Annotated in this window: 26 protein-coding genes; 4 read left to right on the top strand and 22 right to left on the bottom strand. The window is 46.0% G+C overall.

The features are described from left to right. The first annotated feature begins 95 nt into the window (after positions 1 to 95). Both HB679_RS10365 and HB679_RS10360 read left to right on the top strand, forming a co-directional pair. Complete coding sequence (locus HB679_RS10365) at positions 96 to 1,124, top strand: PDDEXK nuclease domain-containing protein (protein WP_214071895.1); 1,029 nt, start codon at positions 96 to 98, stop codon at positions 1,122 to 1,124. 24 nt (positions 1,125 to 1,148) lie between these two features. After that, on the top strand, positions 1,149 to 1,514 hold the full coding sequence (locus HB679_RS10360) for an ORF6N domain-containing protein (RefSeq protein WP_214071894.1): 366 nt from the start codon (positions 1,149 to 1,151) through the stop codon (positions 1,512 to 1,514). Positions 1,515 to 1,654: 140 nt separating this feature from the next. On the opposite strand, the gene HB679_RS10355 is transcribed toward HB679_RS10360, so the two are convergent. The 3 genes from HB679_RS10355 to HB679_RS10350 form a co-directional block, all read right to left on the bottom strand. Further along, a complete protein-coding gene (locus HB679_RS10355) occupies positions 1,655 to 2,137 on the bottom strand; it encodes a J domain-containing protein (protein ID WP_214071893.1) in 483 nt (160 codons plus the stop codon). Positions 2,138 to 2,298: 161 nt separating this feature from the next. Further along, positions 2,299 to 2,433 carry a hypothetical protein gene (locus HB679_RS20615; RefSeq protein ID WP_255547575.1) on the bottom strand — a complete coding sequence of 45 codons (135 nt, stop codon included), beginning with the start codon at positions 2,431 to 2,433 and terminating at the stop codon, positions 2,299 to 2,301. Between the two features lie 74 nt (positions 2,434 to 2,507). After that, positions 2,508 to 3,101 (bottom strand): hypothetical protein, encoded by a 594-nt coding sequence (locus HB679_RS10350; RefSeq protein ID WP_214071892.1) that lies wholly within the window; start codon positions 3,099 to 3,101, stop codon positions 2,508 to 2,510. A gap of 28 nt (positions 3,102 to 3,129) precedes the next feature. Here HB679_RS10350 and HB679_RS10345 point away from each other — a divergent pair, with 28 nt between their 5' ends. Together HB679_RS10345 and HB679_RS10340 are read left to right on the top strand one after the other, a co-directional pair. Beyond that, complete coding sequence (locus HB679_RS10345) at positions 3,130 to 3,411, top strand: hypothetical protein (RefSeq protein ID WP_214071891.1); 282 nt, start codon at positions 3,130 to 3,132, stop codon at positions 3,409 to 3,411. A 299-nt stretch (positions 3,412 to 3,710) separates the two neighbouring features. Then, positions 3,711 to 5,462, top strand: a complete 1,752-nt coding sequence (locus HB679_RS10340) for a hypothetical protein (protein ID WP_214071890.1) — start codon at positions 3,711 to 3,713, stop codon at positions 5,460 to 5,462. Between the two features lie 24 nt (positions 5,463 to 5,486). Here HB679_RS10340 and HB679_RS10335 read toward each other — a convergent pair whose 3' ends face one another. The 19 genes from HB679_RS10335 to HB679_RS10245 all read right to left on the bottom strand — a co-directional run bounded on the left by HB679_RS10335 (position 5,487) and on the right by HB679_RS10245 (position 25,473). Beyond that, positions 5,487 to 6,758: a hypothetical protein gene (locus HB679_RS10335; protein ID WP_214071889.1), complete on the bottom strand. Its 1,272-nt coding sequence runs from the start codon at positions 6,756 to 6,758 to the stop codon at positions 5,487 to 5,489. Continuing rightward, entirely contained in the window at positions 6,758 to 7,843 is a 1,086-nt protein-coding gene (traM, locus tag HB679_RS10330; protein WP_214071888.1) for a conjugative transposon protein TraM, read from the bottom strand. Before traM ends, HB679_RS10335 begins: the two co-directional genes overlap by 1 nt. A 230-nt stretch (positions 7,844 to 8,073) precedes the next feature. Continuing rightward, entirely contained in the window at positions 8,074 to 8,697 is a 624-nt protein-coding gene (gene traK, locus HB679_RS10325; protein WP_214071887.1) for a conjugative transposon protein TraK, read from the bottom strand. Continuing rightward, entirely contained in the window at positions 8,694 to 9,827 is a 1,134-nt protein-coding gene (traJ, locus tag HB679_RS10320) for a conjugative transposon protein TraJ (RefSeq protein ID WP_214071886.1), read from the bottom strand. The genes traK and traJ overlap by 4 nt, the downstream gene beginning before the upstream one ends. 4 nt (positions 9,828 to 9,831) lie before the next feature. After that, on the bottom strand, positions 9,832 to 10,449 hold the full coding sequence (locus tag HB679_RS10315; RefSeq protein ID WP_214071885.1) for a TerB family tellurite resistance protein: 618 nt from the start codon (positions 10,447 to 10,449) through the stop codon (positions 9,832 to 9,834). Further along, the gene (locus tag HB679_RS10310; protein WP_214071884.1) at positions 10,436 to 11,029 is read right to left on the bottom strand and encodes a hypothetical protein; all 594 of its coding nucleotides are present in this window, start codon (positions 11,027 to 11,029) and stop codon (positions 10,436 to 10,438) included. Before HB679_RS10310 ends, HB679_RS10315 begins: the two co-directional genes overlap by 14 nt. Before the next feature lies 1 nt (position 11,030). Next, positions 11,031 to 11,714, bottom strand: coding sequence for a conjugal transfer protein TraI (locus HB679_RS10305; protein ID WP_214071883.1), 684 nt, complete (start codon positions 11,712 to 11,714; stop codon positions 11,031 to 11,033). Continuing rightward, positions 11,711 to 12,091 carry a hypothetical protein gene (locus tag HB679_RS10300; RefSeq protein WP_214071882.1) on the bottom strand — a complete coding sequence of 127 codons (381 nt, stop codon included), beginning with the start codon at positions 12,089 to 12,091 and terminating at the stop codon, positions 11,711 to 11,713. Before HB679_RS10300 ends, HB679_RS10305 begins: the two co-directional genes overlap by 4 nt. Further along, a complete protein-coding gene (locus tag HB679_RS10295; RefSeq protein ID WP_214071881.1) occupies positions 12,088 to 14,511 on the bottom strand; it encodes a TraG family conjugative transposon ATPase in 2,424 nt (807 codons plus the stop codon). The genes HB679_RS10300 and HB679_RS10295 overlap by 4 nt, the downstream gene beginning before the upstream one ends. Continuing rightward, a complete protein-coding gene (locus tag HB679_RS10290) occupies positions 14,480 to 14,824 on the bottom strand; it encodes a DUF4133 domain-containing protein (RefSeq protein WP_214071879.1) in 345 nt (114 codons plus the stop codon). The genes HB679_RS10295 and HB679_RS10290 overlap by 32 nt, the downstream gene beginning before the upstream one ends. Further along, entirely contained in the window at positions 14,821 to 15,180 is a 360-nt protein-coding gene (locus HB679_RS10285; RefSeq protein WP_214071876.1) for a DUF4134 domain-containing protein, read from the bottom strand. Before HB679_RS10285 ends, HB679_RS10290 begins: the two co-directional genes overlap by 4 nt. After that, on the bottom strand, positions 15,170 to 15,676 hold the full coding sequence (locus HB679_RS10280) for a hypothetical protein (RefSeq protein WP_214071875.1): 507 nt from the start codon (positions 15,674 to 15,676) through the stop codon (positions 15,170 to 15,172). The genes HB679_RS10285 and HB679_RS10280 overlap by 11 nt, the downstream gene beginning before the upstream one ends. Positions 15,677 to 15,830: 154 nt before the next feature. Continuing rightward, the gene (locus tag HB679_RS10275) at positions 15,831 to 17,621 is read right to left on the bottom strand and encodes a phospholipase D-like domain-containing protein (RefSeq protein WP_214071874.1); all 1,791 of its coding nucleotides are present in this window, start codon (positions 17,619 to 17,621) and stop codon (positions 15,831 to 15,833) included. Positions 17,622 to 17,705: 84 nt separating this feature from the next. Further along, positions 17,706 to 18,548: an RteC domain-containing protein gene (locus HB679_RS10270; RefSeq protein WP_214071873.1), complete on the bottom strand. Its 843-nt coding sequence runs from the start codon at positions 18,546 to 18,548 to the stop codon at positions 17,706 to 17,708. Between the two features lie 280 nt (positions 18,549 to 18,828). Continuing rightward, positions 18,829 to 19,482: a TetR/AcrR family transcriptional regulator gene (locus HB679_RS10265; protein WP_214071872.1), complete on the bottom strand. Its 654-nt coding sequence runs from the start codon at positions 19,480 to 19,482 to the stop codon at positions 18,829 to 18,831. Next, positions 19,457 to 20,527 (bottom strand): aminotransferase class I/II-fold pyridoxal phosphate-dependent enzyme, encoded by a 1,071-nt coding sequence (locus HB679_RS10260; protein WP_255547574.1) that lies wholly within the window; start codon positions 20,525 to 20,527, stop codon positions 19,457 to 19,459. Before HB679_RS10260 ends, HB679_RS10265 begins: the two co-directional genes overlap by 26 nt. Positions 20,528 to 20,847: 320 nt before the next feature. Continuing rightward, the gene (locus tag HB679_RS10255; RefSeq protein WP_214071870.1) at positions 20,848 to 21,702 is read right to left on the bottom strand and encodes a helix-turn-helix transcriptional regulator; all 855 of its coding nucleotides are present in this window, start codon (positions 21,700 to 21,702) and stop codon (positions 20,848 to 20,850) included. A gap of 283 nt (positions 21,703 to 21,985) precedes the next feature. Beyond that, positions 21,986 to 22,942 carry an NAD-dependent epimerase/dehydratase family protein gene (locus HB679_RS10250; RefSeq protein ID WP_214071869.1) on the bottom strand — a complete coding sequence of 319 codons (957 nt, stop codon included), beginning with the start codon at positions 22,940 to 22,942 and terminating at the stop codon, positions 21,986 to 21,988. Between the two features lie 23 nt (positions 22,943 to 22,965). Then, positions 22,966 to 25,473: a zinc-dependent metalloprotease gene (locus tag HB679_RS10245; RefSeq protein WP_214071868.1), complete on the bottom strand. Its 2,508-nt coding sequence runs from the start codon at positions 25,471 to 25,473 to the stop codon at positions 22,966 to 22,968. Positions 25,474 to 25,483: the final 10 nt, after the last annotated feature.

Here is a 25,483-nt window from a genome sequence, read left to right as displayed (position 1 = left end):
GAAACCCATGGGAAAAACTAGACAGACCTGAAGCTCCAATCTGGAACTTCAGGTTATGAGAGTACAATTAAATAATGTTAATAAACCACAAAGTCATGATGATTAATCAATCTATTATAACAGATATTAAAACGATTATCCTTAATTCAAGGGATAAAGCAATTCGTGCTGTAGATACTGAACGGGTACAAATGTACTGGCATATCGGGCAACGCATTTTTAAAGAAGAGCAGCAGGAAAAAGACCGAGCCGATTATGGCAACTACCTCACCAGGCTCATTGCTGAACAATTAGAACCGGAATTTGGCAGCGGGTTTTCTAAGCGGCAAGTGGAGCTTATCCGGCAATTTTATCGTCTATTTCCAATTGCGAATACACTGTATTCGCAATTGAGTTGGAGCCAATACAAAATCATTTTGCGCATTGGTAAACAGGATGAAAGGGATTTTTATATTGCCGAAACAATAAAAAATATCTGGACAGTGCGCCAGTTGGAGCGACAAATTCACAGTAGCCTATGGGAGCGTTTATTAATGAGTAATGACCGGGAAAGTATATTGGCAATGGCCAGGAATGAACAGCCGCCGTCTGATGCTAAGGATATAATTAAAGATCCTATGTATCTCGAATTTTTAGGGCTGCAACGGGAAGCATCTTATTATGAAAAGGACCTGGAGCAGGCTATTATTACCCACTTGCAAGAGTTCCTTTTAGAGTTAGGCAACGGGTTTGCGTTTATTGGCAGACAAAAGCGGCTGCATATTGAAAGAGACGATTTTTTTATTGATCTCGTTCTTTACAACCGTCTTTTACAGGCATTTGTCATCGTTGAAATCAAAACAACCCGGCTTACTCACCAGGACATCGGGCAACTACAAATGTATGTGAACTATTATGACCGGATAGAAAAGAAAGCCTTTGAAAATCCTACCATCGGCATTCTACTTTGTGCAGATAAAAACAATGCCGTCGTAAAGTTTTCATTGCCGGAAAATAATAAAACCATTGTTGCCAGTGAATACAAATTGTATCTGCCGACAGAACAGCAGTTGATCGATGAGGTAAATAAGGAAATAGAGAAAAGGAATGATGACCATTCCTATGAAAAGTTCATCACGGAATAAACTCCTTCAATTAAAAACACAATTATGAATAATCAAACGTCAATTTCAACCGATATAATCATTAATAAAGTCTACACGATCAGGGGGCAACAAGTCATGTTGGATTTTGATGCAGCCGAATTGTACGAAGTAGATGTAACAACACTCCGCCGCACGATAAAGAGAAATCATAAACGTTTCCCGCCCGATTTTTTGTACATCCTTACCGACCAGGAATGGACAGGTCTGAGAACGCAGGTAGCGCCTCCCTTATGGGAAGCGCAAACCTCACCACCACTGGCTTTAAGTACGGCAGGCTTGTTTATGGTATCCAGCGTTTTAAAAAGTAAACGGGCGGCAGAAGTGAGTGTACATATCATCAATTCTATTTTTGCATTTAGAAAGATGTGAGCCTGTCAACGCTTAAATTATCTATATAAATAAAAAAGCCCTTTTCTTTTGCTACTTTTCTTTGAGGCGACTGAAGAAAAGAAAAGTAGCCTTTGCGGTTTTCACACAATGACGGCAAATGAAAAAGGGGCTTGCGCCCCTTAGTTTTTTATAAACCGTTTCTTTGGTTTATTGTCATTTAATACTTCGCTTCCGTATTTATCTCTGATTTCATCGAGGGATTTTTTACCGCCTTTAGATACTTTGTATTCCGCTGTGCGGAAATACCAGGCTAATTTTTTGGAGGCAAAGAAAAATCCTGCATCCTTCAAAACCGCCCTTACGGGATAAGTGTCACCAGTAACCCAAATCCAGTAACCCACCAGTTCAATAGTGATACCGTCCAAATGGATAATTTTTTCAATCGCATTTCGATAGGCTTCCGAAGATAATATTTCGTGCTCAGTTTCTTCTTCGGATAGGTTAGCGTCTTTGATGGCTTTGGCGGAGGCGAAAGCGTATTCTTTATTGATTTCTTGCATGGCAACAGTATCACCCCCTAAGTCGGGATGATACTGTTTAGCCAGTTTTTTATAGGTTGCCTTCACTTCTTCGAGCGTCTGGCAGTCGTTAAACCATTTCATAACACTACGTTTTTTGGTGCGTGTTCAATAACTCGGCTTTCAGCACTTTTACATTTTTCGTGCTCGGGATAGTGATACGAGTATTTGTTTCCAGTTCCCTGATTGCCTCGTTGATATGTTTATGGCGGGTTTCCACCATCACCCGTATAAGGAGCAATATTTTATCCTGCATAGCCGTAAGTTTTTAAGAAGTCGTTAAATTCAAACTGGAAACCTGCGGGGTTCTCTTTTGCCAATTGTGATGCGTAGCCCTCCCAAAACAGTTGGTTGGTCAGCTCTATAAATAAATCGTACATCTTATCGTTATTTTGAGGTGAAACTATAAATGCCGCCGCCCGCCGTTTGGCGGACGGGGCATTTGCTGAATTGTTTAAGCGTTTGGGAATATGATGTTGGCTTCAATTTCCGCTAACTTCTCGTGGCAGGCATCAAAAATAAATTGTGATACCATACGGATAAGATTAGGGGTGTTTGTGGTAAACTCCCTGTTTTTATCATCTTTGATAATCAGCTTACAGCCCTGATACGGGTTGCTTTCCAGTTCATCGTTTTCCTCAACCAGTTTCACCTCGAAATCTTCCAGTAATTTGATACGCGCAATTAAGGCTAAACGCTGAATGCTCCTGCGGTGCAGGTCATTTACGGTTTTGATAGTCTGCTCCAAATTCATAGCCGGTTTGATGTACTTAATTTCCGCCTTTGGCGCTTCGGCTTTTACTTCGGGCTGTTCGGCTTGCTTTGCAATGTCAGCGGGTTGGTTACCCACTGCAGGGGCTGCACCTGCCTTTGCTTCGTTGGTTTGGGCTGCCTCAACTTCCGAAGTTTGGGCAGGTTTTTGATTGTCGGTAGCTTCATCTTTTTTGGCTTCTTTCCCTGTAATGTTCGGGCGGTTTTCAGTTTTTACTTCTTTACCTTTTGCGCCTGCACCTTGTGCAGCCTTTGCATTTTTTTCTGCTGTTTGCATTTCTTTAAAAATTTAAGAGTTAAAAAATTTGTTAATTCTTCTTCTCTTTCGTCCCTTTCCCCTAAAAAGCTTTTTTCAAAAGAAAAAGGAAAAAAAGAAAGCAATACAAGGTGCCCTTGCAAAGCCAAAAGGAAACGGAATAAGTCCTTTAGGTGGCGCGCCAAAAAAACAAACACCCGCGCCATTATGCCGTAGTCTTTTGGCTGTTTTTACAGCAATCGCAGCAATGAGGGCACAACTTGGCTGGCTTTTTTTCCTTCTTTTGAAAAAAATCAAGGTCTCCCCTTTCAAGGTCATTGAGGCACATTGATTTATAAGCGGGTGGGGTGATAAAGCAAGTGCCTGTCTACCCGATGAGCGGGATAAACCGGCCGGGTTAAGCGCAGCGTACGGTCCGGTTTAGGTTCGCGGGATCGGCAGCGGGCAGACAGGCTCTTGCTGTGCGAAGAGGTAAATGGTTGAAAGAATGAGCGCAGTTTACGTAGTAAATGAATGAAACCGTTTACCCGACCGGTCTCTTCAAATAGTGTTTGTTATATTGATTATTTTTGGACAACATTTAAATATTGTATGCTTTATTCCAAAAACATAATCAGAAACCCGATCAACATGGGTACATTACTGGATTTTGAAACAGTATTCCCCAATGAAAAACCGCTGAGGATTGAAGAATATTTAAAGGGCGGCAGTAAAGCGTCAATATTAAACGTCGCTGTTTCACTATTAGGATTTAAAAGTCATGACTCAAAATACAATGACAATAAAGAATTATTAAACTTATTCTTCGGGCCGGAGAACCAAGGACTTTCTTATCACCTTGATCTAAAGATCAAAGAATTAGAAAAGCAAGGAAAAGTAGGAATGATCAACGCCTACAGCAGCCTTAAACTCTTCGAATATTTTTTTAAAAGGCCTGCAGAAAAGGAAAGACAAACCAAAGCTGAATTTGAAGTTAACTTTTTCAAAGCTTATCTCGTCGTCAATTCTGAACGCACAGCTAAGCAGCACAAAGCTTTCGATTCCACCCAAAACTTACCAAAGGAATTAGTGTTACCGATGAAAATTTTCTGCATGAATTACCCTATGTCTGATATCCATTATTATGATATAAAGGAAATTTGGTTAACCCAGCTTTTCAAGGCTACCCTTTTGTTTCAATTTTTAGAACTGAATGCAAAAACATCAATGCTGTTCAATGCTTTCTTAAAGTATTTTGACGTAAAAAATTGGCAGGAATATCTGAAAAGCTTCATTCCATTGTCTTTTACCATGATTCAGGTGGGCAATGAAGGACATACAGACTTTACAGTAACGAAGAATGAGACGTATGAAAAATCTTGTGTTTTTTTGGATAAATTAATTATCGAAGAAACAGAAGATCTGGAAGAATATGATTTTTTGACCTTACGTTCCAGGCCGTTTTATAAAATAAGTGATGGCGTTTACAGGATCATATTTAACCTTTTTGTGGCGGAAAAAATATACAAAGGAATGTATTTCCTTTTGAGGAGTGTGAATAATACATTACCGGACGATCAAAAAGTAAAGAATCTAAAAAGTGTGATCGGCAATGATTTCTCTGAACAGGTGATTTTATACCATGTAGTCGAAGTCATCTATCCAGAAAAATGCATAAAGTTTTCCGGGGATCATATAGCAAATAAAAAAATAAAGGGCGGACCTGATTATTATGTCAGGAAGTACAATGATGTTCTGCTGTTTGAATCCAAAGATTTTCTAATTCCGGCAGATGCTAAAACATCATTTGATTTTGCACGCTACCAGGATGAGTTTGAGAAAAAACTATATTTTGAAGTAATTGATGGAAAAGAAAAGCATGTTGGGATAATGCAGTTGATCAACTTCATTAAAAAATTACTCTCCAAAGGTTTTGACCTGGATACCTCCTACGACTACCGGAAAATTTCCATTTATCCTATCATAGTTGTACATGACCACCAGTATAATGTGCCTGGTTTGAATAGTTTGATCAACTATTGGTTTCAAGCAGAAATTGATATTCTAAAAAAAGAAGGCTTTTATACTACTCATATCAAGCCGTTGGTGATCATTAATATTGATTCACTGATTTTCCACCAGGTTGGATTAACAGAAAGCATACCGTTACATCAGGTCTTGAATAAATTTGCCAATCATATTAAAATTGATTCACACCTAAAATTCAGGAATCAAAAAGAAGGAAATGACTACATCTTATCTAAACAAGTACCTTTTTCTGCTTTTATAGACGAACATTTTCATAATTTGGGATTAAACAAACGACCTCCTGTTCTAAAGATGGTTGCTCCGGAAATTTTTAAATACGATCAGATCGGAGACAACGATAATGACGAGTCATAAAAAGCCCCTTTCGGGGCTTGTTTATTAATGGACTTTTTGTTTTCGCGATTGCTGCTTTTTGGGGTTATTCTCCTGTTGGTTTTTCTGACTATTCTTTTTGCTTTGGGACTGGCTTTGGTCGGGCCTGTTTTCCTGTTTCAGCATTTGCTCACGCTTGACGGACTTCATACTGGAATCATATATATTCAGCGTTTTGTACTGCGGTTCAGCGACCAGGTAATATTTGTGACTTTGGCCGTCTTTTTCAATGGAGACCTGCTGGGCATTCCCTTTACGTAAAGAACGAAGCAATTCTTCTTTTTGCTGATTATCGTTTAGTTCTTTGATGGGGTAATTTGCCAGCGTTTTTTCGAGGTTGTAACCATACCCTTCACCAAATTTATGCAGCAGGTGATTGCCGTATTGATCCTTCTCTTTAAAATCCAGCTTTAGCCAGGCTGTATAAGGCTCATTTTCTTTATTGTAAAGCTTCTTTTCTACGGCCCTTCCTTCCAATAGATTAAATGCTTCTTTAGCCGTAACACCATGGCCTCTATTGATAAAGAGGGTTTGCATACGGTCTTTGGTCGGGTCGGCCTCGTTCTTTAGTGAAGCTTCGTAACGGTTAAAGAAATACATATCGTTTTGTTCGCCGGCCTTAAAGTGCAGCGTATAATCCATTTTCTTTTTATTGTATTCCTGCCCGGTAGTCAGGCTGAATTCCGGCACTTTGGCTGTGATCAGCTTTTCCATTTCGCCGTTGACCTTGTCGCCAAACCCCAGGTTCAGCAAATTCTTTTTGAGGTAATCTAAATTTTCCGTGTTCATGATGTTAATATTATTTAAGTTCATTTCATGGTGTTGTGATTGACTAATGCCGCCTAATTGCCGGTAGGCCTCCGCAGGCGTTGTGCCGGGTTGAAATATCTCGTGGTGCACCAGGCGCTGACCATCGAGGCGATGTTGCGGGTGGATCAGTTGGTCGTATGGCCCAAGGCTCCAGTACTTTATCTCCAGGCTGCGCGCTAGTAGGGTTCCCTGCCGGTTTTCGGCATCATGGAGTTGCTGCAACTCGTTACAGATGCCGGTGATCAGCGGGTCAGTGGAAATGATGGCCTGCAACTGGGGGCTGTAACGGGTTTCCGGGAATTCGGCGCGCTGCCAGTCAACCTTTTTCATAAGCTTTTCAAGTTCCGCACTGTTGACGTGATCGATGAACGCATGCTGCAGCGGTACCCGTATCAACCAGGCATCGGTATGGTGCTGCCAGCTTTCCAGGTGCAGACGATCTTCGCCAAACCAATAGTCCTGTTGCATTAGTGCTGGTTATTATTACGTAACAGTATCGGGAAGCCGTTCTTTAACTTTACCTTGATATGCCTGACTTTCTTACTCAGCAAGCCTTTGGCGGCATCAATGCCTGCGCTGGCGGCCTCCGTGCCAACCGTTTGATCCATACTTAGTAATTGCATATCCTGCAAGGCATTGTCCGCGCCCTGCCCCGCCGCGCCTGTGATTTCGGCTTCAGGGGCCGGGATACCCGGTAAACCATCCAAACTAAAAACGGTGAGGTTAACAGGGATGATGGCGTGGCCCAGCCGGATATTTTTAATGTCCAGTAACAGCCGCTGGTTGGTAATATTACAGAAGCCGAACAGCAACTGACCTTTCGACAATAAGCCGCCTTTTATTCGCACTGTATCGGTGAGTTTCAGCCGGACGACACCGCCCTGTAGAATTTTTTGGTTACCGTCGACGATTGCGGGAATCGCTTTGAAAGCACTATCGGCAATCGGTGCCGCGGGTTTGGCCTTGGCCATCGCAGGGTTTTGTATTTGCTGAATTTGGCCGAGCATGGTGGATAGCTGCTGCATTTGCGGGTCAGTGCCCTGATTACCGTTCATAGTTTTCATCATCATTTCCAGCTTACTTACCTCCTTATCAAAGGACTTCGTGTTAGTAGCAGCAGGCAGATTAGCCTGTGACGGCAAAGATTGTTGTTGCGGTTCTGAAATCTGCCGGTTGATCTCTGCCAGTTTTTGGTTAATTCGCAGGACATTGGGATCGTTGCCATTTTTGTTAATAAGGGGATTTTGACTGGCTTTTGCTGAATCGCGTTTAAAACCGAATTTTTGAAGTAAAGGGTTGCCGGACAACAATTTGGATCTATTGGAATCTTGTATAGCCTGCTGGTAAAAGCTCATTTTATCCAGCGTCCTGGCATGCTTATCGAATTGCGCGCCGGGTAATTGGGTATTCAGGCCGTGATTGGCAGTTTGATCTTTTGCTTTAGCTTTCGAGTGTTGTAATTGCCAGAAGATAAACACAAGTACGGGAATAATGAAAAGCGGCAAGACGAGCAATAGCTTCCTCGTGCGCTGTTGTTGAATGGTTTGATTCATGATTAATATTTAATAAAATGCTTTAATAATTAAATAGAGGCAGCCACCGCCGAACAATAGGCAGAAAAGGAATAGCGCGATCATTTTCGACGCGTTGCTCCAATACGCTGTTTTGCGGTTAAGGTAATTTGCCAGCTGTATTTGTTTGCGTGAGATACGTTTCGCTAAATGTGCCGACAACATATTGCTTCTGTCAAAACCTGCCTGGAGATTTTTTCGCTTCAATAATTTCATGGCTGCTGGGCTTTGGTACTCAAATCGTTGTTTTCCAGCGTTTCCCATCTTTCGATCAAAAAGCCATGCGGGTTATTATCGGAACGGGAAACGTTACGCAGGTAACCTTGCGTGACCAGGCTGCGGGTGACGGTCGAAGAGGTCCTGACCAATTTCTCGGTAGCGAAGCATTTGAAATAAATGGGGTACTGGTTCATATCCAGTTGCACGCTGTCGACCGTGATTTGCTGGCTGATGTTACCGGAAATAAGGTTGGCATAAAATCCGGACTCTTTCAGGTTATCGTATTGCGTTTTGGCGCTGCCATCAGCTAAATACAGGGCTTTGGTGATATTGGCCTGTATCTGTTTATCATCAGGATCAAGCGTAAAAAAATCCTCATGAAACACTTTGATATGGTCGCGGGCCTCCACGGGAATATTACTTTTACGGTCGGCGGCAAAAGCTTCCAAAGCCTTGCCGTTTGCCAGGATATAGATGTGGTTTTTAAAATCCGTCGATGACTGGTAGCTTTTATAGACCGAAAAACTGGAAATCGCTACGCAGGCCGCGATCAGCACGTAGCTGAATAGTTTAATGTGCTTAAAAGCACTGTCAATGTTTTTGAGTTGGCTGATCATGATCTTGAATTTGGGTTTGAGTTTGGTTTTTCGTCTTTCAGCTTATCCTTGAAATAGCCTTCAGATTCGCTGTTGACTGCATAGCTTTGCGTCATGTTCTCACGCTGGTTGCCGAGTGCATCTGCCTGCATGCCACCACCACCACCACCTGAGAAGGCAGAACCGACGGCTCTTGATGAGCTGCTGACCAAACTATTGATCTTATTGACCAGTGTATTACCCCCGCCCGCGTGTACGATATAATTCGCGGTGCTGGGTACGGTGAAATAGCCGACAATGCCAATGAGCAAAAACACGAGGTAAGCTACGTCCGTGCTGTTAAAGAAAGTATCGCCTGAACTTTGTATCTGCGAAATATCAATTTGCAGCATGTTTTGCTGCACTTTACCGATGACAGAGCCAAAGATATTAGCGACCGGCAACCACAAAAACACGTTGATATAACGCGCCATCCAGACGGTTAGGGTATGCTGGAAACCGTCAAAAACGGCAATACCGAATACCAGCGGGCCGAGTATCGCCAAAACAATAAGTTGGAACGTGCGGATAGTATTGATGCACAAGGCTGCCGCCTCGTATAGCACTTCTAAAACCTCCGACATCCACTCTTTAATGCTGTTCTTAAAATTATACTCTGCTTTGCTCATGGCAAACTTCATATCGTTGCCGACACTGCCAATCATGCCTTCATTGCTGTCATTTGGATCGTCCGGATGCGTGTAGGCATACCATTTGTCGCGACTTCCATCGCCATCGGCACCAACATACATTTGCCATTGCTGGGTTTGCTGCTCCGCGGCGGTCTTCTGCTGTAAAAGGGTTTGGATGGCCTGTTTGGAATCCTGTACCATGTTATTGGTGGAACTGACCACCGGTTGCAGGATGCCGTTCATTACGGCGATCACCGTCGGGAAAAGCATGATAGCAATGCCTAAAGCAAAAGGCCGCAGCAAAGGATAAAAATCAATGGGTTCGGCGGCAGCGATGCTCCGCCAGACCCTTGAGGCGATATACCAGAGCGCGGCGAAGCCGGCTATACCCTGCGCTGCGCCGATGAGGCTGCTGCACAGTGGCAACATCTGGTTATAGACTTGTTCAAGGGTGGCTTGTAGTCCTGAAATACTGTCCATAATTTTAATAGAGTTTTTGTAAAGTGGATAGATCGTTTAAAGCATGTTGCCGCTGCATGTCCAGCACGGCGGTTTCCTGGTCAAAATGCCGCAGGAAGGTGAGCTTATCATTCGTATCGTAATAAATACCATCAATAGCGCGGAGCCTTTCATCATCGCTCATACGTAGCTTACCACTTGCTAAAATATCGGCTAACTGGCTGATATTTTGGAGGCTTTGCTGTAAGAGCGTGGTATAAACGTTAGCCATATAAGCCAGCTCATCGGCGTTAAAATGGCCGCCGCTTTGGAACTGTTTATAATAGCGCGTGTACTCTGTAACGATATAGCCCTGCTCCAAAATAATGTCGGCGACATGGCCATATTTAGCGACGGCCGGGCTGACCATGAGCAGACCATTCAAAAAGGTGCTGTGCAAGTTAAAGTTGCCGCTTTCGATGCTTTTAACTTCATTGTAACCACCGTCAATAATTGTGTAGCCAGTTTTCATGTCGGACAAAATTCCCTTGAGCTGGGTCAGCTTTTCGATGTCAAGGATAAGCTGTACCATGTCGCTGCTTTGGGCTTTGGCACCCAATGCGCTAAATAACAGTAACACCAATAAGATCTTAATTCGTTTCATACAAGGATTTTAAGGTTTGTGTGTCATTAGCTCCCTGCTGCCGTTGGACGGCCAGTAAGTGCACCGAACCAGCAAAGCTTTGCGAGAACTGGTATTTATCCTGCATGTCGCTATGGATTTTGTCCAGCCGTTTGAGCCGCTCATCTTCCGTCATTTGCCAGGTGCCATATTGCAAAAGGTCTTGCAGTTTGGTCAGATCGGCATTACAGGCTTGCAGCAAATTGCTTTTAACTAAGCCGATATAGCTTTGTTCATCATCGGTGAGGCCGTTAAAAGGCTGGCTGAAACTATTGGTTATATCGCTTTGCCAGGTTAAGATATCCTGTACCTGCGTACTGTTTTTGACAGCAGTGCCCGGTGTTTTGAGCGAAGTATAATAGGCGCTGTGCGCGTTCAACTCGGCTGTATTGATCTCGGCAATGCCGGACAAGCCGTGCTTCATGACATTATAGCCCATTTTCAACTCCGACTCAAAAGCTTCATAGGCCGCGATTTGCTGTAAGTAATAATTCTTTTGCTTGCTGGTTTGGTTAAACAGGTCGCTGAAACTAAAGCTTTGCGCACTTGCGGTCGTAACCATGCTAATTAATACCGTACAAATTTTTAGTAGCCTGAATATCGTTTTCGTCATTGGCCCTTTGCAGGCTGAGCATAATGTTTTCATTGTTGAACTGTTTAAGGTCATTGTAATTCTGGTCGACGTTTTTGGAAGTTTTGTTGATCAGATCCATCCGCTTGCCGTCACTCATTTGCGTTTGGAATGATTTTATCAAAGTCATCAGCTGATCCAGGTTATTGACGCTGGTTTTCAGGATCCCGGTGTAAACGGTCGAAATGTATTGCAGCTCCGAAACACTAAAGTGCTTATCCTGCTGGGTCAACGACCAGGCGCTTTGGTATTCTTTGACCAGCGCTTCTTGTTCGAGTGTTATGTTTCGGACCTGTTCATAATCGTTGATGATATCCTTGACTTTAAAAAGCTCCTGATAATAGTTGCTGAACAGGGTTTGCTGCTGCTGGTTAACGCCGGCGATCTGTGACAGCTTCATTTGGTTGAGTTGATTTTCGATGGTTTTCTGCGCGTTTTGAAGCCAGATCGTTTTGTTTTGCGCCTTTTGCACCTCCAGGTCAATGGCGCGGATCACCTTGCCGACCGTTTCATTGAGTACGGTGCTGATCACAAACTGCGCGTTAGCTTTTTTATCAGGCAAGGCCGCCAGGACGACGACCATACTGACAGGTAATACAATTTTATAAATTCTCATAGCTTGCGGTATTTACTGTTTGCGATCTCTAATTGATGCCCGCCGGGCTGGAACAGAATGATAAGACCGTTTTGCGTGATTTGAAGAGTTTGCTTCGCCTCATCCCAAACGGCGGTAAAAACTTTGGTCTTATGCTGTGTCGCTTGCAATTGCCCGTTCAGTACCCGGCTAAAGCCGGTCCTGCGTGTAAGCTGGTAACCGTTCTCGGTAAGCGCATCAGCCTTAATCACCAGCGTATCGTCAGCTATGCTATAAGCACTTTGGGCATGGTTAACATACGTGCCGGGTATAAAGTCCCTGACCTCCCGGCTTTTGCCACCGCAGGCAGCCAGGAGGCTGATAGGCAGCAGTATTATTTTTAGAATGAATGTTCTCATGATTTGGATTTGTTTTTGTGTTCATTAGCGATGGCGGTGATACCTTTCTCCATGTTGCCATATTTGGCCGCATATTCCTGCACCCTGACCCTTTCCTTGCCTTCAGTGGTAAATGCGAAATATTCCTCCGGGCTGAGCTGATTCCGGTAGACCTTCATCACCTGGCCACCAATGTCAATGAATATCTCACGGTCGTCCTTGTTGACCGAAAGCAGGATAGCTTTGCCTTTGTCGGATAGTCCGAGGGTATCCTGTAGCTTATCGAACTTGTGCAGGAACTTCTTCATGTCCATCAATATCTTGATATCGGCATTATTGATGATGGCATCTTTGATGATGGGTGAGCTCACCAGGTCGTCCAGTTCCTGCGTTACCACGCAAGGGATACCGTTAAATTTTCGGATCGTCTTGAAGGCGTATTTGAGGAATTCGGCCATACCCGACTTGGCTATCGCCTTCCAGGCTTCATCTATCGTTAATACCTTGCGGACACCTTTCAGCTTGCGCATCTTGGACAGGAATAGCTCCATACAAATCAGCGTAACGACTGGAAATAAAATGGGATGGTCCTTGATCTGATCCAGCTCTATGACCACGAAGCGCTGGTTCAGCAGGTCCAGGTTTTCGGTGGCATTTAACAAATAATCGAATTCACCGCCCTTGTAATAAGGCCGCAAAACATACAGAAAATTGTCAATGTCAAAGTCGCGGTCCTTGACCTTGTGTGATTTGAGCACTTCGACATAATGGTTTTCAAGGTATTCATAAAAGGAATTAAAGGAAGGGAATCCAGTGTTTTGCTGGTAATAGCCCTGCAAGGCATTGGATAAGGCGACGTACTCGCTGCGGTTAAAGTTTTCGTTTTCCTGTTTCCAAAGGGCTACTAAGAGCGCCTTTAAACTCTCCTTCTTTTCGGTATCCAGCACTACGCCCTCCGGTAAAAAGAAAGGATTGAATTTGATCGGGTTGTCTTCGGTATAGGTAAAGTAATAACCGCCAACAAGTTCGCACAGCCCCAAATAACTGCCGCCGATGTCGACCGTTACGCAATGTGCCCCCTGGTCATACAGCGTGCGCAAAATGTGATTGACCGTCATCGACTTTCCGCCACCGGAGGTACCGCATACCAGCATGCCCATATTCGAGGTGATCCCTTTAGCGCGCGGCGCATCGAACAGGTCCACCAGTACCGGCTTACCGCTTAGGCGGTCGGAAAAGCGGATGCCCGTTTCGTCGCTGGAATAATTGCTTTCCAGGTTCAGGAAACAGGTCGCCTGTTCCAAAAAGGTATCGAAGGTGTCATTCATCGGGAAATCTGCCGCGTTACCGGGAATACCCGCCCACCATATTTGCGGTGCGCCGTCCGTTTCCTGTTTGGCCACTGCACCGATCTGCGCCATAGCCGACCCGACCTGGTTTTTGATATCCTGTAATTGGGTTATATCATCCGTCCAGGCCATCACGTTAAAATGCGCCTTGACCGGCAGCCGCCCCTGGCTGATCGCTTCGTTTAAAAAGTCATTGCAGGCATCACGGGCGATAGCGTTTTCCCGGCTATAGGCCGAGAGCGATTGCAGCCGCTGTTTTTTTGATTCCAGCAGCTTCATGGTCTTAGCCGCATCGTCGATAAAAATGTATTGGTTGTAACAATGGTTGCAATCCAGTAATAAATTCAGCTGCGCCGCAAAGCCAATGGGGAACCTGGTCTGGTCGGTACTGTATTTATCATAACTGATCCTGCTGCCGCAAAGTGAAGGTAAGTCTTCGGCGTCCGATAAGGTAAACAACTGGCAATGGCCGTCACCGATCTGTATACGCTCTTTCAGGTGTACATCTTTAATAAGCGGGCGGTCATTTTCGTTTAAGAGCCAGCAATATTGTTCCAGTACACCCGGCTTTATAGCAGTGCCTGCCAATTCATCGTCATTCAAACGCCGCAGTTTGATCAGGCCGCTATCTGAAAGGATGCGTTCAAACTGCCCGGCCTTTTCCATGAATTCCAGGAAGAGCCTGTTATCCGTTGTTTGCTTTGGCGCAATACTTTTGCGCATCAAACCCGAGTAGGCGCTGCTGGCCGCTTTGCGGTCCTCCGCCTTTTTGCAGAGGTAAATGGTACAGGTATGGTCAAGGAAAGGACGGCCTTTAAAATAGTTATCTGCCGCCTTAGAAAGGAAACTTTGCGCACCGGGCCCGGGCTGGAAACTGTTCCGGGTAAAAACATCCTGCTTATGCAGGATGCTATGTTTAGGCAAGACACGCAGTGCCCTTACCCAGCTTTGGTGCAGGGTATCGTAATCGGCACCGGACAAGGTAAAAATATCGGGCAAGGTCGCCCGGAAGGCGACCGTCAGATCGCCCTGCGCAGAGACCAGGCACCCGTGCTCCACTTTATAAACCGGGAATATTTTTTCGATGTTCATATAGGTTGTTAGTAAATAATTTTCGTGAACGGAATTTGAGATATATGGGAATACCGCGCTTAGCGCCCCTCTTCATCAATCCATACTGCCCGTATTTATGGCTCATGCGGAAGACGCCGGTTACCAGCGCCGCGCCTGATCCGAAAATCAGGAACAGGCACAGGTACATATTGACACCGGTGATATACAGGATGGCGAAAAGAATGAGCAGAGCAACCAGGCCGGCAGCGAGGTAACCAATGTACTGCGCCCGCAAACCCTTAAATTCAATACTTTTATTGATTCCTTTATTGATCTGATAAATGCTGCTCATAACCCAAAGAAGCTTTTGATCACCGTAGCAACCACCACCAAAAAGATACAGCTGCCAAACCAGGAGGCGGCCACCTTGCCGGTATCCGGTTCACCTGCATTCCATTTTTGATAAACTTTTATGGCACCCACGATGCCGACAACCGCGCCAATGGCATACATCAGCGTACAACCGGTACTGAAATAGCCCTGCACCATCGTAGTTGCCTGCTGGATACCCGCGTTGCCGTCCTGTGCAAGCACATTACCGGCGTTCGCCAGCATTTCATAGCAAATGAGTGTTACACTTAACAGCCACCATTTGGCTGCAATTGATCTTTTAGGAGATATGAATGGAGATTTCAAATTATTCTTCATGATTTAAATCGTTCAGGGTTTGTTTTAATTCGTTCTGAGAAAGGTTAATGGGCAGGTCGCTGTCCAATACATAGCTGATAATGGACTGGTTAAAGGAGCCGTCCAATAGTTGTGAGTACCTGGAGGCGACCAGGCGGAACAGGGACAAGAAATTTTCTTTGGTGTCCTCCGCCTCAATCGTGATGCGGATCAGTGTTTTGAGTTCCTGCATAAAATCCGCCAGTCCGCCCAGCAGCAGTGTTTTGCTTTTATCGGCTGGCGGCGCTATGAATTCTTCGTCAGGCGCAAACTCCAGCTCATCGCTGCTTACTAAATTCATTTCGGCCTCATCCTCGCGCACCAAGCCCATGACATTTTCGGGTGAAGCCTTTTGCAGCGGCCGTTCCGGTGTGTTAAATAACGCAGCGATCTCCTTATGGAAAATGATCAGGTAGTAGACCGCAAGGGCAGCGGTCAAGAGGAGCGCAAACTGCCCCCAGGTTAAATAATAATGCATAAAATTTTGATTACAGCCCGGCGACATTGCCGGGCCGCATCAAAATTGTGCTGGAAAAAATGCGGGAATAGCCGAGGGTATCAGGGGTCGGAGTAAACTTTTTTTAAAAAAAGCATGCTGAGATCAACATGCTTTTTGTCTTTTTAAGAATTGGCTAAATATCCTGACCTGTAAAAACTTTCCTTGCGAGGAATTCCATTGTACCCGCCTTGTAGTCTTTTGCAGCCCAACTGGTATCTTTGGTCAAGCTAAAAGTTTGTTTCGTCGCGTTACCGTCCGGATGGCTGGCATTCCAGGCATAACGCGCCCGGTATTGTTCGTATAAGCGCATGAATTCGGCAACATAGGCTTTGCCCAAACGCGGGCATTTGGTAATCTCCAGCAGGTTTTCATCGTTATGCCAGGTAGAATTCCCGCTTAGATTCGCTGAACCTACATAAATTGTCGGGCTATCGGTTGTGCCGTCAATGATAACGATCTTTTGATGGACAAAAACAGGTGGAATGAAATCACTCCCACTTGTTTTTGGCTTAGGCAATGACGGATCAGTCAGCACGCTGGTTTCTGGCAAAAACCCTGCCGGAGTATCTTTGGTGCTGAAACTGTCGTGCCCGACAACCATGTTATCATCTTTGGAACGTTCATATAACCAGGTAGCAGCTACGGTGGAGGCATTTTCCGCTTGATCGCCCTTGGCTGCCGGGTCTTCCTTGCTGATCGAATTCACCAAGCCCCGCATAAGTTTCCCACCATCGGCCACTGCGAGGCAAGCATCAAGCAGGGGTTTGTCTGTTGCCGAAAAAAGGCTAAACATGACGGAGCTTTTTGCATTCTTAACCGCGTTAACCACAGCATCAATAGACTGCCGTGACCCCGACAGCGGATCTCCTTTCTTGGCTGCTGGTTGTTCCGGCGCAAAGAACACACGCAGTGCGGCGTCTTCCATTATAATCTCTTTAGACCAGGCGGCACCTGCCGCTGTCTTGCTGACATCAGGATCAGTCCTTAGCAGTATCTGCCGTTCCAAATATAGAGCAGCTAAATCCGGCGACTCAAAGGTATGGATCACATTTGCCTGCTGTGTCAGCCCTTCTGTTGTAAAATTTGCCGTACCAGTCAAGACTGCCTCGGCATCCCCATCCCCATCGCCTTTTGTGCGAACGATAAATTTATCGTGCATGATGTTGGTCTTTGTACGGACATAGAATTTGATCTTATTATTGGCTTTTAAGGTTTGGAGTGTTTTGGCATTGGCATTATCGCCACCCTTACCGGTAGCCTGCGAAGGGGCTTTATAAAAATAAATGAACGACGCATCGGCATTATAATTTTGCAATGCAGGAATAACCCATTGGTTATCGGTCAGGTGGTAGGAAGCCCCGGCCATGCCGATCCCCTTTGCCTTGCTGATGAAATCAAGTAAGGCCTGATCCATTCCATTGGATAACCAGGAAAGCGCATCGACATATTGCTGGTGCGTGGTGATGTTGCCAAATTCGACGGAAAAGGCCTGGGAACTGACTACTGCGCGATTAAAATAGGTCCCAATTCCCTTCTCTTCGGTTTCCGGGATCGTAACCTTAATAGTCGTCATTGCGGCGTCGACTGTTTGCAGGTTATCAAAAGTGCCAGTTACTGGATAAACATCGTATTCGAAATTCTGGCCGCGATCTTCCGTCCGGATATTCGCGTCCCACCATTCAAAATGTTGGATCGGGTTGGTATTACTTGGCATATCGCCACCATCGGGATTTGGCCCGTTAAAGCCCAGTCGATTAGGTAGCCAGCTCGATCCTGCGGCATTGCCGCCCGCTTTAGGCTTGAAGCCGGGTGTTCTCTTGATCGCAAAACCAAGGAAATCCTTCGATTGAAAACCATCTGCCCAATCAAAGGCCAATAAGACCAGTGTGGGCGATAAATAGGGTGTTACAAGTACCTTTGTCATGATAAGAAATTTAGGATGTGAGAAATTGAAAACTAATTTAACACATTCTAAATTAATTAATTATGAAATTTTAATTAATATTTATCAACGAAGTTTGAGCGCTATTCTATCCAATAAGGCTACCTTCATTTTGTCCATGAAAATGGTTTTGTTGGCACGTGTACAGATGTAATTCCAGGTGTCATAAGCATTATCCAGCTTGGTATGAAAAACTCTCTCCATATATCTTGTGAGTCGCTCTATGGAAATGTTGCCATTGTTGACAGCTTTGGTTTCCTTGAGCCCATAAACCAGTTCAGCCAGCGCGGTCGAGGTTTCAGTCCAGGTAATTAACTCCTGTTCTTTGAGCGCCTCCAAATCCGATTCTTTCCTATTATTGGTATGGAGGATGCTTTTTTGTAACCAGACCAGGATCATCTCGTTGGCCATGATATGTGCCAGGGTATTGTCATGGCTGGTATTAAAAGCAGGATCGCCGTCCACCAGGCTATGGTCCGGGCCGAGCTTGATATCATAAACACCCCTTACATAATATTTCTCATCCAGGTAATCCGATCCCATGCGGTTGTATTCGTAAAAGAGAACCTGCCGCTCAAAATAATGTGTCAGGATCTTCATTTCACCGAAATAGAAATCTGATATTAATTCCGTATCGCCTACCGGCGTGCGGGCTTCAATATTCAGCACCTGCTGGTAAAAGATCAGCAAGGATTTGAATTTAGGCTTCACCTCCTTAAAGAACCTGATCTCCTCTGTTTTATCCTTAGGCGGATGTTCCATGAAGAATTCCTTCAGGCGTTTCAGGTAACGAATACAGAGTACGATACATCCTTCCAGCATTTTTATCCGTTGTTCTTCATCCAGTTTCACGGCCGTAAGTTCCCCGTTCAGTTCGTTATACAACCTGTCAGCATATTTAAAAATCATAAAAATCGGTATTTGGTGAGTGCCCGTGGGGCAAAACGTTTTTTAACAAAAACGCGGGCAATGAATGAACCGGCCAACTGAGGTACTGGTATACCTAAACAGCCAGGAACAAGCACGCCCGCGTTTAAGCGGGCATTGCACTTGTCTCGGCTGTTTTTTAAAAATTACCAGTTTTCAGTTGGCCAAGAAGATGTGAATGCGACTAATTTCTATATGTTAACTGAACGTATCTCTGTGTTGTTGTTTCATTTTAAATCCTCCGTAAATATAGGTAAATGGTTCATTTTGTTCTATCCTTTTCTCCGGCAGCCTGCCAGGCCCAGCCGATGACCTGGCTGATGGTCTGCAATATGGCTTCCCGATCAGTTTGCAGGTTAGCATCTATCCCACTGACGGTGCTTTTGTTGGTCACGGCATGCAGCACGGTGTAATAGCTACCGCCCAGCAATAAGGCCAGCAACGCGCGGAAATTGATACCACTGTCCTGAAACAGCGGATCGGTCATTGCCAGTAATTTCGCCCCTTCCCGCTCGCGGGCATCCGAAATCCCCCTTAACAAAGCATTGCCTTCGCTGATCTGCCAGCGGATGATCTGCTGCATTTTACCATTCGCTGCAAAAAAGCGAAAGTTCTCCTGCATAAGCCCGGTAAACAGTTGCCTCAGTTCCTGACTTTCCGGTTTTTCGTTCAGCCGAAAGCGTTCAAAAAAAGGTGGCCAGTAATCCTTTTCCCTGATATAGGCAGCCAGCAGATCCTCCAGGCTGCCAAAATGGTAGCGGATCAGGTTTTTGTCTTTGCCTGCCCTCCTCGCGATATTATTCGTCTTCAGGCTGCTAAAACCCGAAGTGCCTAACAGATCGCCAACAGCATCCAGTAAAGCCCTTTCCGTCTGACCGCTGTCGCGCTCCTTATGCGTTTTCCTTTTGGTGACCATGCTTTTTACTGATCTTTAATTTGTTGTCCACCCATTCAAAAGCATTCAATACCTTATCCATTTGCTCGGGTGTATGAGTTGCCATTACGCTCATGCGGATGCGGGCGTTCTTACGGGCCACCGCCGGGTAACCGATCTGGTTGGCATAAATGCCCGCCTCCATGAGCAGGCGACAGACCTCTGCATTCAGGTCGGGCTTACCGGTCATTACCGGAATGATCGCTGATTGCGTATTCCCCGTATCCAGTCCGAGGCTGTCCAATCCATTTTTCAGGCGGTGGATATTTTCCCAAAGTTTGGAGCGCCACTGCGGTTCTTTATCGATCAGGTCAATACTTTCCAGGATACAAGCGGAAGCTGGTGTCGCGCTGACCGAAAAAATGTGCTGCCGGGCCTGGAACTTCAGGTAGTTCACCACTTTGGGCTCCGCCACGACATAGCCGCCCAGGTGGCCGAAAGTTTTACTGAAGGTTCCGGTAATGATATCGATGTCCTTAAAAAGATCATACCATTCAATTACGCCGCGCCCGGTTTTCCCGATCACACCCACCCCATGTGCATCATCCATGGCGGTATAAGCGCCGTAATGGTTGGCTAATTTAACCACTTCATCCAGTTTGACCATATCGGCCGGCTGCGAATAGACCCCATCAACAATGACGATACGCGTGCGGTATTTCCCCTGCGTTTCCTGCAGCACACGCTCCAGCCTGTTCATGTCGTTGTGCGGGAACATTTTAATATTCGTATGGCCGCAGCCCTCATACATGCTGGCATGGATACCCATATCTACGATCGCCAGGTCCTGTATTTTCAGCAACGACTGTATCGTCGCGCTGTTAGCCGTATAGCCGGTAGTGAACAGTACGGCACTGTCACGCTGAAAAAACTTTGCTATTTTTTCTTCTATCTCCCTGTGATAGCTGAAATGCCCGCCGATGGCGGGCGAGGCCGCTGCACCAGCGCCATAACGCCCGATACCAGCTACAGCCGCTGCCTTTACTTTGGGATGCTGGGTAAAACCCAGGTAGTCATTAAACACCATCGCTACAAAACTCCTGCCCGGATGTCCGGCCAGTTCGATTTCGGGCAGACAACCACTGAGGCTTTCCTGCCGGTAATTCCAGTGGCCACGGCTGTCCCAGTTCTTCACGTACTGATCAAACTGTTCAGCCCAGCCATAAAAGTCCATCCCTTCGATGTCTTCAAAATCTTTAAAACTTGCTTGCTCAAAATCCATAGGTCACATTTTAATTGGTTAAAGAATTTTCCCCGTGTGGGGAATTAACGGGTATAATTAATTTTTAATTAATAATTTCAAATTTCGCGCACAATACGCTAGGAAATCATAAGCAACTTGTAAAATCAGGCACGCGGATGTGCCAGCTGTTGTCGTCGAAATTCGCTGGCAGTCATCCCTTTCATTCGCTTAAAGTAGGCGCCGAAATGGGAATGGTCTATAAAACCCAGTTCAAAGGTGATCTCTTTCACCGTAAGGCTGGTACCAGCCAATAGCGATTCGGCTTCCGATAAAAGGCGGTCGTTCACCAATTCCAGAACAAGCTTGCCCGTAAGCCTAAGGGTCAGCTCATTCAACTTGCGGGTGACCATGCCGAGTTTTTCACTGTAAAACGGCGCGGTGCGCTCCGTCCTAAAATTACGCTCGATGAGCCCTTTCAGCTGCCTGATCTTTTCAGCTTGCTGCGGGTGGACCAGGAAGGGATGCAGGGGACGGAACAGCTGGTTGGCATGGTAAAGCAGGATGGATAAATAATCGGCGATCACCGCCTCATGCGGGTTCGTTTCCGCCGCCGCTTTAAGTATAGGCAGCAGCTGGTGAAAAATCATGCTTACCGGTTTGACCAGATCAACAAAAGGCTGCCGATTCAGGTAATCCAGCAAGCCATGTTGTTCGTGGGCAGGATAGCGGCTGTTAAATTGCCGGAATAATCCGGCCTGGAACAGGATCATCCAACCTTGCTGTGGCTGGCGGATCACGCGGTGTACCTGGCCTTGCTGTATGAATAGCACCCGGCCGGGCCGAAGCTGTTGACTGTGGAAATTAACCTCGTGTTCACCATTGCCTTTGGTGACCCAGAGCAACATATAAAAATCATGACGGTGGGACTGAAAAGAACCAGTACCATAAAATTCATGTGCCGGCAATACCTGTAAAGGTACATCCAGCAACATTTTTTGAAAAGGAATACGGTCTTTCAAGGCGTTTTTTAAAGGGATCAAATCGAGGAAAAAAGCGCATCCGGGGATTCCCCGGTATGCGCCCTCACTAAACTAAATTCATATCAATGAATTTTCTTTTAAACGACGCCCTTGCTCAGGGGGGCCATTTATTTAATTAACTAAAAAACAGTAATTAACTACTTTACTGATCTTATAAAGAACGGAGCATCGAAGACCATTTTATTAATCATTAATATCCTCATCTTTTGATATTTTGTAAGCCGCCGCTAACGCAATGATCATGATGATGGCGAACACGTATTTAACAGGCAGCATTCTTACTGATGTGCTTCAGCATGTCTGCGACCATTTCGTGTAGATCATATTGCGGCTGCCAGCCCCAGTCACTGGTCGCCGTTATGAATTCTATACTTCTCGGCCAGCTATCCGCAATCTTCTGACGTTCATCCGGCTTGTAATGCATGATGAAATCCGGCAGGTGTTTATTGATAGCAGCGGCCAGATTCTTAGGGCTAAAGCTCATGGCGGAAATGTTATAGGCCGTCCTGATCTTTACCCGGTCAGCCGGAACCTCCATCAGCTCTAATGCAGCGCGCACCGCATCGGCCATGTACATCATGGGCAGCGTGGTTTCTTCTTTCAGAAAACAGGTATAATTACCTTTTTCCAGAGCCTGGTGAAAAATATCCACCGCGTAATCGGTCGTGCCACCGCCGGGTTTGGCGGTATAGCTGATCAGGCCAGGATACCGCAGGCTGCGTACATCCACCCCATATTGTTCATGGTAATAGTTGCATAACTGCTCTCCGGCGAACTTGGTGATGCCATAAACTGTCGTAGGTTCTGTCACCGTATGCTGCGGGCAAAGTATCTTGGGTGAGGTGGGGCCGAACACAGCGATGGAACTTGGCCAGAATACCTTCAGCCCGAATATCTTGGCTACATCCAGTACATTCATCAGTCCCAGCATATTGATGCTCCAGGCATGAGACGGCTTTTTCTCGCCGCTGGCGGATAATACCGCTGCCAAATGATAGATGGTGGTCACTTTATAACGGGTAACGATATTTTCGATCGCCAGTTTCTCCATGACGTTCAACATCATATAAGGCCCGTCTTTCAGCAGGCTGCTATTGGGTTCCAGCAGGTCGGTAGCGATCACCGCGTCCTTTCCGTATTTATTTCTTAGCGCAACGGTTAGTTCAGTGCCGATCTGCCCTTTTGCACCTATAATTAATATGACTTCATTTTTTGCCATAAACAGGAATTAACTATTGTTTATTATACCTGCGAAAATTTCCTGGTGTCCAGTGCGACGTCGATCCTTTCCCTGACATCCTTTAAGTGATCCCGGCTTAAGGGATCTTTGATAAATGGCAGCGCAGCATCGATCTCTGTTTTTAATTTGTTCAGTTCGGTCCTGGCGATACTGGTCACATCGGAATTAGTAGGGTCGACTGATGCCAGTTCAGGATGCTCCGCCCCCTGCGCCGGTTTGACCGTCAGCTTTTCCAGGTCACTGATATATTCCTTTTGCAGGTTGCGTTTATACAAATTGATCGCAGTATGGGTATGCAGCTCCTTCCAGATCGTGCCATCCAAACCTGTTAACAGTTCGCTGGCGGTATAGGCTTTGTTGCCTTCCCTTGCTTCGGCGCTGAGCAGCTTTTTGAGTGTACCAACGGATAATAATTTAGCTAAAGGGCCATTTTGCAGGAAACGGGCGATAGCGACCGGGTTAAACCCCGTTTTACCAAGCACCGGTTCATAGAACAGCCATTGCGGGGCGGTGAATAATTTCTGGTCAAGGAAGGCGATCGCGAGGGCCTGCTTTTCCTTCGGGGTCAGCAGGTAGACCGGGCCGGGCTGCTCTACCATTTTGGGATCTTCCATAATACCGCCCACATTTTTGGTAACGTGACCCATATACCGGCCATATTGGGTAATGACTTCGGTGTACATTTCCTTCAGGTTATCATAGCCTTCATTGGGCGTTTTCGTCCATTCGCCGAGGTGCGCCAGGATATACCGAAGATTTTTAATGCCATAGCCGCTGGCTTTCATCGCGTCGTCGCCGATGTCCTCGCTCTGGCAGCGTGGGTCATCGGGATTATCCTCCCTGCCAAACCAAAGTCTTTTGTTTTTCAGTTTTTGGATCGTCCATTGATTTAAGGTGGTGCGCTCATCGTCAGCCGTATGGGTACCCGGTAAAACGCGGTAGCCCCATTCGACCGCCCATTTATCATAATCCCCGATCCTTGGTAACAGGCCTGCTTCGCTGATGTGGTCTTCCGGCTGCGCCACGTAGTTAAAGCGGGCGTAATCCATGATAGACGGGGTATGGCCATTCTTTTCAACCCAAGCCTTGTTGCGTAAGCTATCCACCGGCACGGTCGAGCTGGAACCAAAGTTGTGTACCAGCCCCAGCGTATGGCCGACCTCGTGGGAGCAGACAAAGCGGATCAGCTGGCCCATGAGTTCGTCATCAAATTCCATTTTCCTGGCCTTGGGGTCGGTGGCACCACATTGGATCATATACCAGTTATGCAGCAAATGCAGCACCTGGTGGTACCAGTTGATATGGCTTTCCAGTATTTCACCTGTCCTGGGGTCATGTACGTTCGGGCCGCTGGCATTGGGGATAACGGATGATTTCCATACGATGGCCGAATACCTGGCATCTTCCAGGCTCCAGGTGCTGTCCTGCGCTTTCGACGGCGCTTCACGGGCGAAAATGGCATTTTTGAAACCGGCCTGTTCAAATGCTTTTTGCCAGTCATTTACTGCCTGAATAAGGTAAGGCACCCATTTCTTCGGCGTTGCCGGGTCAATGTAAAAGACAATCGGCTTTTGGGGTTCCACCAGTTCTCCGCGCAGGTATTTATCCATATCCTCCGGCTTGGGTTCCAACCGCCAGCGGGTAATGGTTTGTATCTTTTTCGCGCTTTGCGGGTCTTTGTCAAAGTCCTCATAGGTGTTCCTGAAATAACCTACCCGAGCATCCGCATAACGGGGGCGCATCGGGTTTTCAGGCAACAACAACATTGAACAGTTCAGTTCTATGCTGATGGTGCCTGCCGGGCCGGGGTCACCCGGTTTATCCGGTGATCTAACATAGGTTTTCACGACCTTGATCTCCGTGTTGTTGGGATAAGTGTCAATGTTTTCGATATAGGACTTATCCGGCTGGTAAGCGCCGATGCTGAGCGCCTTCTTTACCGAGGGGTCCAGAAACAGCAGGTCATTGTCGCCGTTGAGATAATCCGTAATGTCGATGATCACGCCGTCGTTACCTTTGGAGATCGACTTGATATCAAAGATACCGGCGATGGATTGCAGGTTGGAGTTACTGACCGAACGGTACATGGATTGGGTGGAATCCCCAGGCAATTCATCATAAGATACCTGGCGGACCAGCAGCTTGTTGCCGGATATCCTTTCAAAGCGGATCTCGTTCTCGTTGATCTCATCGCCGCCATAACCCAGTGACGAGGTAGCGCTCCGCAATCCCGCAGCTGACCTGATGATGCGGCTAACGCAAAGAATATCTTTGTCCAATAAGCTGTTTTTGATCTCCAGCATATAATGGGTTTCCACTTTCAGCACGTTCAGCAGGCCTTCTTTACGGCCTACCGGGTATTTGTCCGGCAAATAATCCTTGTAAAGCGGCGGTGTGTGCTTGATGACGACTTTGGCGGTATCGGGTTTAGGCGCTTGCGCCTGTGAATTAGCTAATCCCGCTATCGTTATTCCAACCGAAAGGATATATTTAAAAGTTCTCTTTATCATTTGTTTAGTT

The sequence above is a fragment of the Mucilaginibacter sp. dw_454 genome (genome assembly GCF_018449775.1).
In the GTDB taxonomy this organism is placed as follows: Bacteria; Bacteroidota; Bacteroidia; order Sphingobacteriales; family Sphingobacteriaceae; genus Mucilaginibacter.
Note: the sequence above shows the minus strand (reverse complement) of the source record. Positions and strands in the feature narration are given on the sequence as shown.